This window comes from Citrobacter sp. RHB25-C09, assembly GCF_013836145.1.
Classification (GTDB): domain Bacteria; phylum Pseudomonadota; class Gammaproteobacteria; order Enterobacterales; family Enterobacteriaceae; genus Citrobacter_A.
Genome location: NZ_CP057483.1, coordinates 2,352,705 through 2,369,652, shown reverse-complemented (window position 1 = coordinate 2,369,652; position 16,948 = coordinate 2,352,705). Strand labels below are relative to the sequence as shown.

General features: G+C 55.2%; 13 protein-coding genes, 2 tRNA genes and 2 pseudogenes. 13 read left to right on the top strand and 4 right to left on the bottom strand.

The window, feature by feature from the left end; translation table 11 throughout:
• Positions 1 to 242 precede the first annotated feature (242 nt).
• From HVY19_RS11040 to HVY19_RS10980, 13 genes and pseudogenes are all read left to right on the top strand, one after another.
• Positions 243 to 3,986: a nitrate reductase subunit alpha gene (locus tag HVY19_RS11040; protein WP_181680645.1), complete on the top strand. Its 3,744-nt coding sequence runs from the start codon at positions 243 to 245 to the stop codon at positions 3,984 to 3,986.
• Complete coding sequence (gene narH / locus HVY19_RS11035; protein WP_181680644.1) at positions 3,983 to 5,518, top strand: nitrate reductase subunit beta; 1,536 nt, start codon at positions 3,983 to 3,985, stop codon at positions 5,516 to 5,518. The genes HVY19_RS11040 and narH overlap by 4 nt, the downstream gene beginning before the upstream one ends.
• Complete coding sequence (gene narJ / locus HVY19_RS11030; protein WP_181680643.1) at positions 5,515 to 6,225, top strand: nitrate reductase molybdenum cofactor assembly chaperone; 711 nt, start codon at positions 5,515 to 5,517, stop codon at positions 6,223 to 6,225. Before narH ends, narJ begins: the two co-directional genes overlap by 4 nt.
• Positions 6,225 to 6,902 carry a respiratory nitrate reductase subunit gamma gene (gene narI / locus HVY19_RS11025; RefSeq protein ID WP_181680642.1) on the top strand — a complete coding sequence of 226 codons (678 nt, stop codon included), beginning with the start codon at positions 6,225 to 6,227 and terminating at the stop codon, positions 6,900 to 6,902. The genes narJ and narI overlap by 1 nt, the downstream gene beginning before the upstream one ends.
• 102 nt (positions 6,903 to 7,004) lie before the next feature.
• Positions 7,005 to 8,012: a 3-oxoacyl-[acyl-carrier-protein] synthase III C-terminal domain-containing protein gene (locus HVY19_RS11020; RefSeq protein WP_181680641.1), complete on the top strand. Its 1,008-nt coding sequence runs from the start codon at positions 7,005 to 7,007 to the stop codon at positions 8,010 to 8,012.
• Positions 8,009 to 9,025, top strand: a complete 1,017-nt coding sequence (locus HVY19_RS11015) for an NAD(P)-dependent oxidoreductase (protein ID WP_181680640.1) — start codon at positions 8,009 to 8,011, stop codon at positions 9,023 to 9,025. The genes HVY19_RS11020 and HVY19_RS11015 overlap by 4 nt, the downstream gene beginning before the upstream one ends.
• Positions 9,003 to 9,809 (top strand): MBL fold metallo-hydrolase, encoded by an 807-nt coding sequence (locus tag HVY19_RS11010; RefSeq protein ID WP_181680639.1) that lies wholly within the window; start codon positions 9,003 to 9,005, stop codon positions 9,807 to 9,809. The genes HVY19_RS11015 and HVY19_RS11010 overlap by 23 nt, the downstream gene beginning before the upstream one ends.
• On the top strand, positions 9,806 to 11,092 hold the full coding sequence (locus HVY19_RS11005; RefSeq protein ID WP_181680638.1) for a F390 synthetase-related protein: 1,287 nt from the start codon (positions 9,806 to 9,808) through the stop codon (positions 11,090 to 11,092). Before HVY19_RS11010 ends, HVY19_RS11005 begins: the two co-directional genes overlap by 4 nt.
• The gene (locus tag HVY19_RS11000; protein WP_181680637.1) at positions 11,089 to 11,706 is read left to right on the top strand and encodes a phosphatase PAP2 family protein; all 618 of its coding nucleotides are present in this window, start codon (positions 11,089 to 11,091) and stop codon (positions 11,704 to 11,706) included. The genes HVY19_RS11005 and HVY19_RS11000 overlap by 4 nt, the downstream gene beginning before the upstream one ends.
• Positions 11,699 to 12,826 carry a sterol desaturase family protein gene (locus HVY19_RS10995; protein WP_181680636.1) on the top strand — a complete coding sequence of 376 codons (1,128 nt, stop codon included), beginning with the start codon at positions 11,699 to 11,701 and terminating at the stop codon, positions 12,824 to 12,826. Before HVY19_RS11000 ends, HVY19_RS10995 begins: the two co-directional genes overlap by 8 nt.
• Positions 12,813 to 13,925 (top strand): acyl-CoA desaturase, encoded by a 1,113-nt coding sequence (locus HVY19_RS10990; RefSeq protein WP_181680635.1) that lies wholly within the window; start codon positions 12,813 to 12,815, stop codon positions 13,923 to 13,925. The genes HVY19_RS10995 and HVY19_RS10990 overlap by 14 nt, the downstream gene beginning before the upstream one ends.
• Positions 13,922 to 14,323 (top strand): annotated as a pseudogene (locus HVY19_RS10985) (NAD(P)-dependent oxidoreductase); the annotation flags it as partial. The gene HVY19_RS10990 and the pseudogene HVY19_RS10985, both read left to right, overlap by 4 nt.
• 2 nt (positions 14,324 to 14,325) lie before the next feature.
• Positions 14,326 to 14,856: pseudogene (locus HVY19_RS10980) on the top strand (nucleotide disphospho-sugar-binding domain-containing protein); the annotation flags it as partial.
• Between the two features lie 329 nt (positions 14,857 to 15,185).
• Here HVY19_RS10980 and HVY19_RS10975 read toward each other — a convergent pair.
• The 4 genes from HVY19_RS10975 to HVY19_RS10960 form a co-directional block, all read right to left on the bottom strand.
• Positions 15,186 to 15,270 (bottom strand) — tRNA-Tyr (locus tag HVY19_RS10975).
• Positions 15,271 to 15,304: 34 nt separating this feature from the next.
• Positions 15,305 to 15,389 (bottom strand) — tRNA-Tyr (locus HVY19_RS10970).
• Between the two features lie 159 nt (positions 15,390 to 15,548).
• Positions 15,549 to 16,391, bottom strand: a complete 843-nt coding sequence (purU, locus tag HVY19_RS10965; protein WP_181680632.1) for a formyltetrahydrofolate deformylase — start codon at positions 16,389 to 16,391, stop codon at positions 15,549 to 15,551.
• Between the two features lie 54 nt (positions 16,392 to 16,445).
• Positions 16,446 to 16,901, bottom strand: a complete 456-nt coding sequence (locus tag HVY19_RS10960) for a YchJ family protein (protein WP_181680631.1) — start codon at positions 16,899 to 16,901, stop codon at positions 16,446 to 16,448.
• Positions 16,902 to 16,948 lie beyond the last annotated feature (47 nt).

Sequence of the window (16,948 nt, the reverse complement as noted above, 5' to 3'; positions counted from 1 at the left end):
TTGTCGTGAATTTAACATTTGCAGAAAGAATGAATCAGAAAATAACCAATAAAAACAGCTAAATAATAAAACTTCACGCATCCCCAGAAAGGGGTATGTGAAATTTTACCGCCTTTTTTCATTCCCGCCGGCCTTGATCGTTATCAATTCTCACGTCCTATCAGAGCGTTACCGTCGACGCCAACAAGCAATAAGCAATGTCGATTATCAGAGAGCCGTCAGGCTCCCACAGGAGAGAACCGATGAGTAAATTCCTGGACCGGTTTCGCTACTTCAAGCAGAAGGGCGAAACTTTTGCCGATGGGCATGGCCAGCTTCTCAAGACTAACAGGGACTGGGAGGATGGATACCGCCAACGCTGGCAGCATGACAAAGTCGTGCGCTCAACCCATGGGGTAAACTGCACAGGCTCATGCAGCTGGAAAATCTACGTCAAAAATGGTCTGGTGACCTGGGAAACCCAGCAAACTGACTATCCGCGTACCCGTCCTGATATGCCCAACCACGAGCCTCGTGGCTGCCCGCGCGGCGCAAGCTACTCCTGGTATCTCTACAGTGCTAACCGACTGAAATATCCGCTGATGCGCAAACGTCTGATGAAGATGTGGCGTGAAGCGAAGAAACTGCACAGCGACCCGGTTGACGCATGGGCATCCATTATCGAAGACGCCGATAAAGCCAAAAGCTTCAAACAGGCGCGTGGTCGCGGTGGTTTTGTCCGCTCCTCCTGGCAGGAAGTAAATGAGCTGATTGCCGCCTCTAACGTCTATACCGTCAAAACCTACGGCCCGGACCGCGTAGCTGGCTTCTCACCAATCCCGGCGATGTCGATGGTCTCTTACGCTTCCGGCGCGCGCTATCTCTCGCTGATTGGCGGCACCTGCCTGAGCTTCTACGACTGGTACTGCGACCTGCCGCCGGCCTCACCGCAGACCTGGGGAGAACAGACCGACGTTCCGGAATCTGCTGACTGGTACAACTCCAGCTACATCATCGCGTGGGGCTCTAACGTACCGCAAACCCGTACCCCGGACGCCCACTTCTTTACTGAAGTTCGCTATAAAGGCACCAAAACTGTCGCGGTAACGCCGGACTATGCGGAAATCGCCAAGCTTTGCGATCTCTGGCTGGCGCCGAAGCAGGGGACCGATGCGGCAATGGCGATGGCGATGGGCCACGTTATGCTGCGTGAGTTCCACCTCGACAACCCGAGCCAGTACTTTACCGACTATGTCCGCCGCTATACCGACATGCCGATGCTGGTCATGCTCGAAGAGCGCGACGGCTATTATGCCGCCGGGCGCATGCTGCGCGCCGCTGACCTTGTGGATTCACTGGGTCAGGAAAATAATCCACAGTGGAAAACGGTCGCGATCAACCACGAGGGCGAGATGGTGGCGCCAAACGGCTCCATCGGCTTCCGCTGGGGTGAAAAAGGCAAATGGAACCTCGAACAGCGCGACGGCACAACGGGTGCAGAAACGGAACTTCAGCTCACTCTGCTGGGTAGCCAGGACGAAATCGCCGAAGTGGGCTTTCCGTACTTTGGCGGTGATGGCTCTGAGCACTTTAATAAAGTTGAGCTGGAAAATATCCTGCTGCACAAACTGCCGGTCAAACGCCTGCAACTGGCCGATGGGACTTCTGCGCTGGTGACCACCGTCTACGACCTGACGATGGCCAACTACGGTCTGGAACGCGGTCTGAATGATGTCAACTGCGCCACCAGCTATGACGATATCAAGGCGTATACCCCAGCGTGGGCTGAGCAAATCACCGGTGTGCCTCGTGCGCAAATTACCCGTATCGCGCGTGAATTTGCCGATAACGCCGATAAAACGCACGGTCGTTCAATGATCATTGTCGGTGCGGGTCTGAACCACTGGTATCACCTCGACATGAACTACCGTGGCCTGATTAATATGCTGGTGTTCTGTGGCTGTATCGGCCAGAGCGGCGGCGGTTGGGCACACTATGTCGGACAGGAAAAATTGCGTCCGCAGACTGGCTGGCAGCCGCTGGCGTTTGCTCTCGACTGGCAGCGTCCGGCACGTCATATGAACAGTACGTCTTATTTCTATAACCACTCCAGCCAGTGGCGTTACGAGACGGTCACCGCGCAGGAACTGCTGTCGCCGCTGGCGGATAAATCACGCTATAGCGGTCATTTGATTGACTTCAACGTCCGCGCTGAGCGCATGGGCTGGCTGCCGTCTGCACCGCAGTTAGGCACCAACCCGTTGACCATCGCCGACGAGGCGAAGAAAGCGGGAATGACGCCGGTGGATTACACCGTCAAATCGCTGAAAGACGGTTCGATTCGCTTTGCGGCTGAGCAGCCGGAGAACGGGAAAAACCACCCGCGCAACCTGTTTATCTGGCGTTCTAACCTGCTGGGGTCTTCCGGTAAAGGCCATGAATACATGCTGAAGTACCTGCTGGGTACTGAAAACGGTATCCAGGGGAAAGACCTCGGCCAGCAGGGCGGCGTGAAGCCTGAAGAAGTGGAATGGCAGGACAATGGTCTCGACGGAAAACTGGATCTGGTGGTCACGCTGGACTTCCGCCTGTCGAGCACCTGTCTGTACTCCGATATCGTGCTGCCAACCGCGACCTGGTATGAAAAAGACGACATGAATACCTCGGATATGCATCCGTTCATTCATCCACTGTCTGCCGCTGTGGACCCGGCCTGGGAATCGAAAAGTGACTGGGAAATCTACAAGGGCATCGCGAAGAAATTCTCTGAAGTGTGCGTCGGCCATTTAGGTAAAGAAACTGACGTCGTCACTCTGCCTATCCAGCACGACTCCGCCGCCGAACTGGCGCAGCCGCTGGACGTGAAGGACTGGAAAAAAGGGGAATGCGATCTGATTCCGGGCGTGACCGCGCCGCACATCATGACCGTGGAGCGTGATTACCCGGCGACCTACGAGCGCTTTACCTCCATTGGACCGCTGATGGAAAAAATCGGTAACGGCGGTAAAGGGATTGCGTGGAACACCCAGAGCGAAATGGATCTGCTGCGTAAGCTCAATTACACCAAGGCCGACGGCCCGGCGAAAGGTCAGCCGATGCTGAACACGGCGATTGATGCCGCAGAGATGATCCTGACGCTGGCACCGGAAACCAACGGTCATGTGGCGGTGAAAGCCTGGGCTGCACTGAGTGAATTTACCGGTCGTGACCATACGCATCTGGCAACAAATAAAGAAGAGGAGAAAATCCGCTTCCGCGATATCCAGGCGCAGCCACGGAAAATTATCTCCAGCCCGACCTGGTCTGGTCTGGAAGATGAGCATGTCTCTTACAACGCCGGTTACACCAACGTCCATGAGCTGATTCCATGGCGTACGCTGACGGGCCGCCAGTCGCTGTATCAGGATCATCAGTGGATGCGCGATTTCGGTGAAAGCCTGCTGGTTTATCGTCCGCCAATTGATACCCGATCCGTGAAAGCGGTAATGGGCGCGAAGTCGAACGGTAACCAGGAAAAAGCGCTTAACTTCCTGACGCCGCACCAGAAGTGGGGGATCCACTCCACCTACAGTGACAACCTGCTGATGCTGACGCTCTCGCGTGGCGGCCCCATTGTCTGGATGAGCGAAAGCGACGCCAAAGATCTGGGCATTGAGGATAACGACTGGATCGAAGTGTTCAACAGCAACGGTGCGCTGACCGCGCGTGCGGTAGTTAGCCAGCGCGTCCCTGCCGGGATGACCATGATGTACCACGCACAGGAACGTATTGTGAACCTGCCGGGTTCAGAAATTACCGAACAGCGCGGCGGGATCCATAACTCGGTCACCCGCATTACGCCAAAACCAACGCACATGATTGGCGGCTATGCGCAACTGGCCTACGGCTTTAACTATTACGGTACGGTGGGTTCTAACCGTGATGAGTTTGTGGTGGTCCGTAAGATGAAGAACATTAACTGGTTGGATGGTGAAGGCAATGACCAGGTACAGGAGAGCGTAAAATGAAAATTCGTTCACAAGTCGGCATGGTGCTGAATCTCGATAAGTGCATCGGCTGTCATACCTGTTCAGTCACCTGTAAAAACGTCTGGACCAGTCGCGAAGGTATGGAGTACGCCTGGTTCAACAACGTGGAAAGTAAACCTGGCGTCGGCTTCCCGAACGACTGGGAAAACCAGGAGAAATGGAAGGGTGGCTGGATCCGTAAAATTAATGGCAAAATTCAGCCGCGCATGGGTAACCGCGCGACGCTGTTGGGTAAAATCTTTGCTAACCCGCATCTGCCGGGTATCGATGATTACTACGAGCCGTTTGATTACGACTACCAGAATCTGCACAACGCGCCGGAAAGTAAACACCAGCCGATCGCCCGTCCACGTTCACTGATTACCGGTCAGCGGATGGACAAAATTACCAGCGGTCCAAACTGGGAAGAGATTCTGGGGGGGGAGTTTGAAAAACGCGCCAAGGATCAGAACTTCGAAAACATGCAGAAGGCGATGTACGGCCAGTTCGAAAACACCTTCATGATGTATCTGCCGCGCCTGTGCGAGCACTGCCTTAACCCGGCGTGTGTAGCAACCTGTCCGAGCGGTGCCATCTATAAACGTGAAGAAGACGGCATTGTGCTGATCGATCAGGACAAATGCCGTGGCTGGCGGATGTGCATTACCGGTTGCCCGTACAAAAAAATCTACTTCAACTGGAAGAGCGGTAAGTCCGAGAAGTGCATTTTCTGCTACCCGCGTATCGAAGCTGGTCAGCCGACCGTTTGCTCCGAAACCTGCGTGGGCCGTATCCGCTACCTTGGCGTACTGCTGTACGACGCGGATGCGATTGAAAGCGCGGCGAGCACCGAGCATGAAAAAGATCTGTATCAGCGCCAACTGGACGTCTTCCTTGATCCTAACGACCCTGCGGTCATTGAACAGGCGCTGAAGGATGGCGTACCGCAAAGCGTGATTGACGCCGCGCAGCAGTCACCGGTGTACAAAATGGCGATGGACTGGAAGCTGGCGCTGCCGCTGCACCCGGAATACCGCACGCTGCCGATGGTCTGGTATGTGCCGCCTCTGTCTCCGATTCAGTCTGCGGCGGATGCGGGCGAACTGGGCAGCAACGGTATTCTGCCGGACGTTGACAGTCTGCGCATTCCGGTTCAGTACCTGGCGAACCTGCTGACCGCCGGTGATACCCAACCGGTACTGCTGGCCCTCAAACGCATGCTGGCGATGCGCCACTATAAGCGTGCAGAAACGGTAGATGGCAAAGTGGACACCCGCGCGCTGGAAGAAGTGGGGTTGAGCGAAGCGCAGGCTCAGGAGATGTATCGCTATCTGGCTATTGCCAACTACGAAGATCGCTTCGTCGTGCCAAGCAGCCATCGTGAACTGGCGCGTGATGCATTCCCGGAGAAAAGCGGTTGTGGTTTCACCTTTGGCGACGGCTGCCACGGTTCAGATACCAAATTCAACCTGTTTAACAGCCGCCGCATTGATGCCATCGATGTGACTACAAAAACGGAGCCGCACCAATGATTGAACTCGTCATTGTTTCGCGTCTGCTCGAGTACCCGGATGCTGACCTGTGGCAGCATCAGCAGGAACTGTACGATGCACTCGCGTCATCAGAAAATCTGGATAAAGAGGATGCGCAACGTCTCAGCGTCTTCCTGCGCGATTTAACCGCGAAAGACCTGTTGGACGTGCAGGCCAACTATAGCGAATTGTTCGATCGTGGCCGTGCAACGTCGCTGCTGCTGTTTGAGCACGTTCACGGTGAATCTCGCGATCGGGGTCAGGCGATGGTGGATTTGATGGCCCAGTACGAACAGCACGGGTTGCAACTCGACAGTCGTGAACTGCCGGACCATCTTCCGCTGTACCTGGAATATCTCGCACAGTTGCCGAAGAGCGAAGCGCTGGGTGGATTGCAGGATATCGCGCCGATTCTGGCCTTGCTGAGCGCGCGACTGCAACAGCGCGAAAGCCATTACGCGGTGCTGTTTGACCTGCTGCTCAGGCTGGCGAATGCGGCTGTCGACAGTGAAAAACTCGCAGAAAAAATCGCCGATGAAGCACGTGATGATACACCACAGGCGCTTGATGCAGTCTGGGAAGAAGAGCAGGTGAAATTCTTTGCCGATCAGGGCTGTGGCGAATCAGAAATTGCCGCTCACCAACGTCGTTTTGCCGGTGCCGTGGCGCCGCAATATCTGAATATCACCACCGGAGGACAGCAATAATGCACTTCCTTAATATGTTCTTCTTCGACATCTACCCGTACATCGCCGGGTCCGTGTTTTTGATCGGCAGTTGGCTGCGTTACGACTATGGTCAGTACACTTGGCGCGCCGCCTCCAGTCAGATGCTGGATCGCAAGGGGATGAACCTGGCATCAAACCTGTTCCATTTTGGCATCCTGGGGATTTTCGCTGGTCACTTCCTGGGCATGCTGACGCCACACTGGATGTATGAAGCCTGGTTGCCCATCGAGGTGAAGCAAAAGATGGCGATGATCGCGGGCGGCGCGGCGGGGCTGATGACGCTGGTGGGTGGCCTTCTGCTGCTGAAGCGCCGTCTGTTCAGCCCGCGCGTGCGGGCAACCACGACCGGGGCTGATATCCTGATCCTCTCGCTGCTGGTTATCCAGTGTGCGCTGGGTCTGTTGACCATCCCGTTCTCCGCGCAACATATGGACGGAAGCGAGATGATGAAACTGGTGGGGTGGGCGCAGTCGGTGGTGACCTTCCACGGCGGGGCGTCTTCGCATCTGGACGGCGTGGCGTTTATCTTCCGTCTGCACCTGGTGCTGGGGATGACGCTGTTCCTGCTGTTCCCGTTCTCGCGTCTTGTGCATATCTGGAGTGCGCCGGTGGAGTATCTGACGCGCAAATATCAGGTAGTTCGCGCTCGTCGGTAAAAGCTGACTTGACGGGGAAAAGGACTTTCCCCGTTTTTAAGATTGCGTACGGCATACGCTCTTTCTATGATGGCCCTAAATCTACAGTGAAGGAGCACTGGCGTGGGCCATGCGTGGGAATCGGCAGTTACAGCCGGATTAAAAATTGTAGCAACCGGCATTGCCTTACCTGAAAATAAAGTGTCATCAGCAAGCCTGGATGCCTTTCTGCATAAGCCTTCGGGCTACGTTGAGAAACGCTCCGGCATCGCCTGGCGTTATCATGCAGCGGACGATGCCAGCCAGGCGGAACTCGCCGCCAGAGCGTTGCATAATACGCTACAGGCGGGATCGCTTTCTCCATCCTCCATTGACCTCCTGATTTGTGCTTCTGCCATTGCTGTTCAGGCTTTGCCATGCAGCGCTATTCACATTCTTAAAGCCGCAAAGATGCCTGTCGGCGTGGCGGGGTTTGATATTAACAGCAGTTGTGTAAGCTTTATTTCCGCGCTGGAAGTGGCTGCCGGCCTGTTGAATACCGGCGCGTACCGGCGGATTGCCATCGTGTCGGCGGACATAGCGTCACGGGGTATTGACTGGAATCACGAAGAGTCGTCGCTTATTTTTGGCGACGGCGCGGCATGTGCCATCGTTGAACGAGGCGACCGCAAGAGCGGTATTCTTGCCAGCCTGATCGAAATGTACCCCGACGGTAGCGAATTATGCGAAATACGCGCGGGGGGAACCCGTTGTAATCCCAGAGCGGGAATGAACGACAGTGATTTCCTTTTCCACATGCAGGGGAAATCCCTGTTTCGCTTTGCCTCTTCTTTGATCGAAGACTATTTCGCCCGCTTGCTGACTAAAAGCGGCCTGCAACTTGCGGATATCCACACGGTCATCCCCCATCAGGCGAGCCACCTTTCGCTTGAACATATGCGAAAGCGCCTGCGCGTGCCGGAATCTGCGCTGATCGACGTTTACCGCCATTGTGGCAATCAGGTGGCGGCGTCGATCCCGACAGCGCTGCACGAGGCGGTCATTAGCGGGCGATTCACGGCGGGAAACCCCGCACTGCTTATCGGTACTGCGGCAGGTTTAACGCTGGCCGGCATGGTGCTCATACCATGAAGATCCTCGTGACCGGGGCGACCAGCGGACTGGGGCGCAACGCGGTACAGTCTCTGCTGGAATCTGGCTACACGGTAGTCGCTACCGGGCGAAACCTGACGCAAGGTGAACGGCTGAAAAATGCGGGCGCGACCTTTGTTCCTCTCGATCTGACACAGGCAAGTCCGGAAACCTGCGCCAGACTGATGGACGACTGCGAAGCGGTGTGGCACTGCGCTGCAAAGTCTTCGCCCTGGGGAAACCGTGCGTCGTTCTGGCAGGCCAATGTACAGGCGACACGAACGCTGGTTCAGGCGGCGGGCAGCGTCGGCGTGCCGCGCTTTGTCCATATCTCTACGCCTGCGGTGTACTTCGACTTTCAACACCATTACGACGTGCCGGAAAGCTATTTGGCCAGGGCATTTTCCAGCCACTACGCCAGCAGCAAGTATCAGGCCGAGCGCGAAATTGCCGATGCCGTTGCTCGCTTTGATTCAACAACGTTCGTGATTTTGCGCCCGCGAGGTCTGTTCGGTCCGCACGATAACGTTATTGTTCCGCGCCTGATGCAGCAACTTCAACGTGATGGCGGCATACTGTGCTTGCCGCGCGGCGGTGAGGCGCTGTTGGATCTGACTTACGTCCAGAACGTAGTCCACGCTATGGAGCTGGCGACACACGGCAACGGTCTTCGCTCGGGCAGCATTTATAATGTGACCAACCACCAGCCGCAGCGGTTGGCCGATATGCTCGACGCGCTACTGCGCCAACAGTTGGGACTGCGCTATAAAATCCGCTCTGTACCCTGGCCGGTGTTATCGCTGGCGGCACGCGGAATGGAACTGGTAGGAAAATGCATCGACAAGGAGCCACGGGTAACCCGTTACAGTGCAGGAACGGTTTGCTTTGACATGACGCTGAGTGCCGAAAAGGCAATCGCGGATATGGGATACCACCCTCGCTACTCCATGGAGGAAGGAATTTTGCTCACGGGAGAATGGCTGAGGACATATGGCAAAAGTTACCGCATTTGAGGTTGGGTACTGTACCCACATAGGCTGCATGGCACTCAAGGGGGCCGGATTCAGGGTATGTAAATTTCCCTCCCGTGCCTGGTTGCTTGAAGTCGGTTCCCGGCGTTGGCTGTGGGACACAGGGTATTCTTCCTGGTTCGAACACTACACGCGCGACGGTGTTTTTCGCCTTTATCGTCAGGTCACGCCCGTTTATTTCGACCCCAAACAATCCCTGGCGCAGCAGTTACTCGCACAGGGGGTGGTTGAGGGCGATATCACCGCTATCATCCTGTCGCACTTTCACGCGGACCACGTTGCCGGGCTGCGTGATTTCCCGAACATGGCGTGTATTTGCTCTGGTGTTGGCTGGCAGGAGGTGAGAACGTTGCGCGGGTTCGCCGCACTGCGCCAGGCATTTATACCCGGACTCTTCCCGCCGGAGTTTGAATCTTCTCTGCGTTTTATCGAAAGCTTTGCACGCCTGAGGCTGCCAGAAGCGCTGGCACCCTTTGAGTGGGGTTATATGCTTCCTGAAAGCCAGGGTGAAATTTTCCTCGTCCCGCTTCCCGGTCATGCGGCCGGGCATATTGGCGCGTTCGTCCAGACAGACAATGGCTGGACGTTACTGGCGGCGGATGCGGCCTGGTCGCCAGCAAACTATCGTGAGCTACGCGGCCCCTCACGCTTAGCCAATCTGGTGATGTCAGATCCGGCAAACTATTATCGCACCCTCGAACAGCTTAATCGCCTTTGGCAAAAGGGCAGCGTGGACATTCGCTTGTGCCATGAGGGGGATCTGTGAATCTTTTAGCGCTGCTCTGGCGCTATTTCCGAACGCGCAGGCTGCGGTTTACCAACCGCGTAGCGCTTGAGTGCTGGCAAGATCAGAAGCTCAGTGCCTTCAGGCGAAATGTGTTGTCCAGAAGCCCGTGGTTTCAGCGTTATCTTCCGCTGCCGTTCAGCCAGTGGCCAACAATGGACAAGGCGCTCATGATGGCGCACTTCGACGAGATGAACACAGAGGGGCTGAAGCGTGATGTGCTGATGGCCTGTGCGCTGCAAAGCGAACAAAGCAGGAACTTTAAGCCCCGTGTTGGGCGGTTTAGCGTCGGATTGTCGTCGGGTACCTCCGGCAGGCGGGGGCTGTTTGTCGTGAGCCCGCAGGAACAGCAGATCTGGGCGGCGGGCGTTCTGGCTAAAGCGTTACCGGATGGCCTCTTCGCCAAAGAGCGGGTCGCGTTGTTTCTTCGGGCGGACAATAACCTCTATCAGAGCGTAAATAGTCGCTGGCTGAGCCTGGAGTTTTACGACCTGCTCGCGCCGTTTCAGCTACAGATAGCACGGCTGCAAGAACGAGAGCCAACGATCATTGTCGCCCCGGCGCAGGTGCTTCGCGCGTTAGCGCTGGCGGTGGAGGCGGGGAGGCTGACGCTCTGCGTCAAAAAAGTCATCTCGGTGGCGGAGGTGCTCGACGCGCAGGATAAGGCGCTGCTGAGCCGTGCGTTTGGCAACGTGGGGGAAATCTATCAGGCAACGGAAGGGTTTCTGGCCTCGACCTGTGGCTGCGGCACGTTGCATCTGAATGAAGAGTTTATTCATGTTGAGCCTCAGTGGCTGGACGAACGGCGTTTCATCCCAATCATTACCGACTTTACCCGCACGACGCAGCCCATCGTTCGCTACCGTCTTGATGACGTGCTGGTGGCATGTGAACGGCCATGTCCCTGTGGCAGCGCGGCGCGGGCGATTGAGCGCATCGAGGGGCGTCAGGACGATCAGCTACTGCTGCCAGGGGCATCGGGCAAGACTCAGGCGGTTTTTGCCGATCCCTGCAGCCGCGTGCTGGCAATGACGCTGCCGCTCACGGCGGACTATCGGCTGATACAGACGCAGGCGAATGGTCTGGTGCTAACGTCCGATTGCGACAGGGCGACGCTTATCCGCTGTCGCGAGGCGCTCAACGGCCTGTTTACTCAACAGGGTATTGAGACATCGCAACTGGAATGGCGGCTAGAGTCGCAGGCCCTGCCGGATAACTTTGATGCCAAGCGGCGGCGCATCGTTCGCCAGTGGGGCAGAGAATGAGTGAACTGCTGCTGCGCATCAAACACATGCTGTTCGGCTGGGGTGCGGTCGGCGTGGTTTATACGTTTTGCGACCGATTTCAGGGGGAGGGCTATCGCCTGAAGCCACTAACGATCGACTCGCTGATCCCTTTTTCTCCCAGTGCGGTGTGGCTCTATCTTTCGTTTTTTCTGCTCGTCCCGTTGGGATATTTATTGACGCCTCGTTCCCGTTTGCGCTGGCTTACGCGTGCCACGCAATTGTCGGCGCTGGGGGCAGGGTTGGTTTACCTGATCTGGCCGACGACTATGCTGTATCCCCCGTTCACGGATGAAGGTATATCTTCCTGGCTATTGGGATGGCTGGTCTTCGTTGACTCCAGCCAAAACTGCTTTCCCTCGCTGCACGCGGCACTGACGCTGTTGGCCGTCTGGGCGATAACAGTTGGGCGCAGACGCTGGATAGCGGTTGCCAGCCTCGTCTGGGCGTTCGCCATCGTCTTTTCGATTCTTCAACTGCGAAGGCACTTGTTTATAGATTTAGTCGGCGGGGCCCTACTGGCGTTGGGCTGCGGATGGCTTGCAGCGCGTCTGGATAGTCGCGAAAAAAGAAATAAGGACATGACTTATGAGTGAATTACTGGTTCCAGTTATTCTTATGATGGTGTTCGTCTTTGGCGAAGCCTGCATTTTGCAACTGACCGGGAAACAGCGGGTTGACTGGTTCGACGTCATTTTCAACGTTAACTCCGGCCATATCATGCTGTGGTTGTTTCGCTGTCTGGAAGTGCTGTGCTACAGCGTAGTGTTGAGCCGATTTAGTCTGCATCTTTTTGACGGCGTGTCTGCTGTCTGGCTCTGGCTGTTTACCCTGTTAGCGTGGGACTTCGGTTTCTACTGGCTTCATCGTCTTCATCACCAGTTACGTCCGCTGTGGGCGGTGCACGTCGTTCATCATCAGGGAGAGAATTATAATCTTTCGCTGGGGGTGAGGAATTCCTGGTATTCTTCATTAACCTCGATCCCTTTCTTTTTGCTGCTGGCGCTGCTCGGCGTGCCGCTAAGCGTTTTTCTTGCGGTGTCTATCGCGCACTACACTGTGCAATTCTTTAACCACAACGCGTTGACGCAAAAACTGGGCTGGCTTGAAAAGGTATTCGTTACGCCTACCCACCATCGCGTTCACCACCTTAATGAAAAGCGTTATGCTGACACCAATTACGGTGGCACCTTCATCTTCTGGGATAAGCTGTTTGGCACCTTTTCCCCGACGCCTTCCTTGAAGGACGTTGCCTATGGGGTGAAGGGCAGTCGGTTATCGTCCAACCCGATGCGGGAAAGCAATCTGCCTTTTCTGCGGCTGACTGGACTCTCTCAGACTGACAAACCCCGTGAACGCCGCTACGACAGTTCGTCGTTAGTGATTGTGATGGGTGCATTGCTGCTGTTTGCGCTGGTTTTGGGCTATATCCAGCTTTACGGCTACGGTATCGACAACGTCACGGCAGAGCAGACCCTGCTGTTTCTTCTGCTGGTAGCAGGTTCCGTAGCGCTGGGGGGCGTCAGTGACGGTCAGCGCTGGGGCGTTGTGGCCTGGTGTCTGGTCACGCTGTTATTGCCGCTGCTCTTTTTGGGCGTATGGGGCTGGAGCCATCTCTTCTGGCTTATCACTATGCCGGCCCTGGCCGCACACGGCGTAGCGCTGACGCTTGGCCTGGGGCGCAGGCCGATAAGGAGCGTACATGAATCTGTTTAACCCGACCGGGCCGCTGACCTTTGCCGCTGACTCTCCCTCGTTGGTGAAAATGCTGCAGCGCGAAACGCGTCTCTGGCTGGCAGAACACGGCGACCACCGTTATGCAGACGGCCGCATGCTGCTCAAAATGGTGTTGCTGATGGCCGCCTGGCTGGCCTGCTATGTGGTGGCACTGCATCAGGACGGCGTCACGCTCTTCTTGCTGTGGTATCTGGCGATGATAGCCTGCGCGATGCTGTTGGCGGCTAATGTCGTTCATGATGCATCCCACAATGCGTTCTTTCGGGGGAAACGGGCAAACGTGTGGCTCAATCGCATTGTCACCATTCCGTTAGGACTGGATCCCGACTGTTGGCGGGTCCGCCACGTCAGGTTTCATCACGGGTATACCAATATTGAATACTACGATCCGGACATCGCTGAAAACGGCCTCCTCCGCCAGACGCCCTGGCAGCGCTGGCGCCCTTTTATGCGGGCGCAGCGTTATTACTGGCCGCTCGTCGCGGCGTTGACCTTTCCCTGGTATATCTGGGTTGTTGACTGGCTGGACCGAGGTGGATTGACGCCGGTTACGCGACATCTGATCCAGCACGGCGTTGCCGGGTGGGTTGCATTCCTGTTCGGCAAGGTTGCCCATATGGTCTTTTGCCTCGCATTACCCGCGTGGCTGATGGCAGACAGGTTCAGCTTTTTAACCGTGCTAGCGGTTTACACGATCAGCCAGATGATTTGTTCGTTGGTATTAGTGATGCTGATTATCGGTACACACTGGGCAAAAGGGCGCGTGCAACTTCCTCCGGAAGGGGGAAAAATGCCGGAGGGCAGGTTGGCTCACGTTTTTGCCACCACCTTTGACTGGACGACGCAACCCGTCTGGATGGGCTACTGGCTTGGCGGTATTAATCTTCATCTGACACATCATCTTTTTCCGCACTGGAACCATCGTCACTATCCTGCGCTCAGTCGGATTATTGAAGGCGTCGCGAAAAGGGAAGGTCTGGACTATCAACGACTTTCACTGTCGGATTTACTGTCGCTACAGCAGCAATTTCTGCGGCGAATGGGCGAACGCCCCGAACGAACGGAGGAGGCACCGTGAAGGTGCTGGTTACCGGTGCGTCAGGCTTTATTGGCAGCACCTTTTTGCGCCGTTTCGCCGCCCGTGAGGACGTATCTCTGTGTGGCGTTGGGCGACGTGAGCGCATCGATTTGCCCGCATCCGTACGCTATTGCGCACTGGCGCTCGACAGGCTGGATGAGCTGGATTTCGTGCCCGATGTGGTTATCCACGCGGCGGGCAGAGCGTCACCCTGGGGGACACCGCGAGAATACACGCGGGAAAATGTCGAAACCACCCGCCAGGTGATTGATTTTTGTAATCGCCGCAACCATCCCCGGTTGATATTTATCTCCAGCGCGGCGGTCTACTACCGCTTTGCGCATCGACTGAATATTCGCGAGTGTGATCCCATCGGACCTGGATTTACCAGCGAATACGGATGTAGTTTGAGTTTCCACGCACCTGGCCTGCTTCTGTGGCGTTTATCGGCCCTGCTTTGTATACGCCTCCGACACGAGGTGAGGCCCCGCCCTTTATCGAAGGTAAACGGCATGTGCTGGTGACGCTGGGTACGCATCTCGACTGGCATAAGGATGAGGTGGCAAAGGCGGTGATTACGCTGGCACAGGGACTTCCTGACTGGGAGTTTCACTTTACCGACGGCAATCCGGTGGGTAATGGCAGTCTGCGGCAAGGCAACTTCACTCGCGTCGACTGGGTTGATTACGATCGTTGGCTGAGCCGTTATGATGCAGTTATCCATCACGGGGGCGCAGGGTTCATGTGGTACTGCCTGAATAAAGGCATACCTGCATTGGTGTATCCAGTCGATTACGATCAGTTTGACCATGCGGCGAGGCTTGAATACTGCGGCAAAGGAATATGGATACGCGGTGGATTAAAAGAATTAATGCAGGCGGGAGAGAGGATAAAGGCGTTAACGGCAGCCGGTGGATCAATAAAGGCTTGAGAGGAGAAGGGGAAAGAAGACTCTTCGTGTTATTTGCCGGATGGCGGCGTTGCCTTATCCGGCCAACTGTGACGTGTGGGTTTTGTAGGCCTGAGAAGCGAAGCGCCATCAGGCGATTTGCCGGATGGCGGCGTTGCCTTATCCGGCCTACCGTGACGTGCGGGTTTTGTAGGCCTGATAAGCGAAGCGCCATCAGGCGATGAATCCGTTGGCAACGTTCTCTCGCATTCGCTCGAGTCGAACCCTAGTCGAAGCTTCTCATCCTTCCCGCATGGGCAGAACATTTCATACTGACGTTTTGGTTTGGCTGAGGTGCTACAGAGAAGTGATGGTGGTGGGGGAAGGATTCGAACCTTCGAAGTCGATGACGGCAGATTTACAGTCTGCTCCCTTTGGCCGCTCGGGAACCCCACCAGGGGTATATATTGCGAAAACTTACAAGGATGAATGGTGGTGGGGGAAGGATTCGAACCTTCGAAGTCGATGACGGCAGATTTACAGTCTGCTCCCTTTGGCCGCTCGGGAACCCCACCACGGGGTAATGCGTTTTACTGGCCTGCTTCCATTTCGGGAAGCGGGGCGCATCATATCAAATGACACGCCTCTGTAAAGTATTCCGCAGAGAAAAATAAACTGGTTGCCTGATTTTTACGCGTAAAGCCGCAAAGGTAACCAATTCATTTGTTTGTCGATTAAAGAATGATCGTACGATTACCGTACACAAACACACGCTGGGCAAGAACCTGATACAGCGCCCGGCTTAATACATTCTTCTCAACGTCACGTCCGGCACGCATCATATCTTCTGCCGTATAGGTGTGATCGACGTGAATCACGTCCTGCATGATAATTGGCCCTTCATCCAGGTTGTCATTCACATAATGCGCGGTCGCGCCAATAATCTTCACGCCGCGTTCATAAGCCTGATGGTACGGACGCGCACCGATAAATGCCGGTAAGAATGAGTGGTGAATGTTGATAATCATATTCGGGAAACGCGCAACAAATTCCGGCGTCAGCACACGCATGTATTTCGCCAGAACGACGTAATCCGGCTGGTGGGCTTCTATTGCTTCAGCCATTTTCTGATCATGTTCTTCACGGGTTAAGCCTTCATGACTCACCAGTTCAAACGGAATATCGAAACGCTCAACCAGTGTACGCAGAGTTTCATGGTTACCAATCACCGCGGCGATATCAATATCCAGACCGCCATAATTCGCTTTCATTAACAGATCGCCCAGACAGTGCGCCTCTTTAGTGACCAGAATGACCACCCGACGACGTCCGGCCGGGTTCAGTTCACGAACTGAACCTTCAGGCAGGGCGCTATCAAGATCGGCAAGCAGCGTGGAATCGTTAAAAATGCCTTCCAGTTCGGTACGCATAAAAAAGCGGCCGGTACGGTGATCGACAAATTCATTGTTTTGCACAATATTCAGTTCGTGCTTGTAACAAATGTTGGTAATGCGCGCGATCAGACCCTTTTGGTCGGGACAAATAGTACGAAGCACTTTGCGTTGTAATGAATGCATTGCAGCGGTAATCCTGTTGATAATGTTTGCGTGTTTAATACTGTCTGGCATTGATTAGCCGCAGCACTTTTTAAATTTTTTTCCTGAACCGCAAGGGCAGGCATCGTTTCGTCCAAATTGTGGGCGGGTTCCATCGATATAGTACCACTGACCGTTTTCTTTTAAAAAACGGGAGCGCTCAATAATAGCGCCGGTTTTCCCACGTTCAATAAAACGGGCAACAAAGCTGACAAAACCCGTCGCGTCGGCCTCAGACCAGGTATGTTCAAATACCGTCAGGCCCAGCCATTCAGTATCCGCGAATCCTGCGCTAATTTCATCTCTGAATGCGCCTGCCTGGCAGCTCGGATGCCAGGTTTTAATCAAGTAATCTGCGTCTTTCATCACAAAAGCGCAGTAGCGAGAACGCATGAGATGTGACGGATCGGGCGGTACTTGCTTGCCGGACACATATCGGTAGCAACATAGGCTATACTCGACAGCGCTACCACAGGGACAAAGCTTAGTCACGAATAATCTCCCTGAAAAATAAAGGCGTATAAAAAGCCAGGGTAGCC

Coding starts and splice junctions, on each gene's coding strand:
- HVY19_RS11040 (WP_181680645.1), top strand. CDS start 243: ATGAGTAAATTCCTGGACCGGTTTCGCTACTTCAAGCAGAAGGGCGAA.
- narH (WP_181680644.1), top strand. CDS start 3,983: ATGAAAATTCGTTCACAAGTCGGCATGGTGCTGAATCTCGATAAGTGC.
- narJ (WP_181680643.1), top strand. CDS start 5,515: ATGATTGAACTCGTCATTGTTTCGCGTCTGCTCGAGTACCCGGATGCT.
- narI (WP_181680642.1), top strand. CDS start 6,225: ATGCACTTCCTTAATATGTTCTTCTTCGACATCTACCCGTACATCGCC.
- HVY19_RS11015 (WP_181680640.1), top strand. CDS start 8,009: ATGAAGATCCTCGTGACCGGGGCGACCAGCGGACTGGGGCGCAACGCG.
- HVY19_RS11010 (WP_181680639.1), top strand. CDS start 9,003: ATGGCAAAAGTTACCGCATTTGAGGTTGGGTACTGTACCCACATAGGC.
- HVY19_RS11000 (WP_181680637.1), top strand. CDS start 11,089: ATGAGTGAACTGCTGCTGCGCATCAAACACATGCTGTTCGGCTGGGGT.
- HVY19_RS10995 (WP_181680636.1), top strand. CDS start 11,699: ATGAGTGAATTACTGGTTCCAGTTATTCTTATGATGGTGTTCGTCTTT.
- HVY19_RS10990 (WP_181680635.1), top strand. CDS start 12,813: ATGAATCTGTTTAACCCGACCGGGCCGCTGACCTTTGCCGCTGACTCT.
- purU (WP_181680632.1), bottom strand. CDS start 16,391: ATGCATTCATTACAACGCAAAGTGCTTCGTACTATTTGTCCCGACCAA.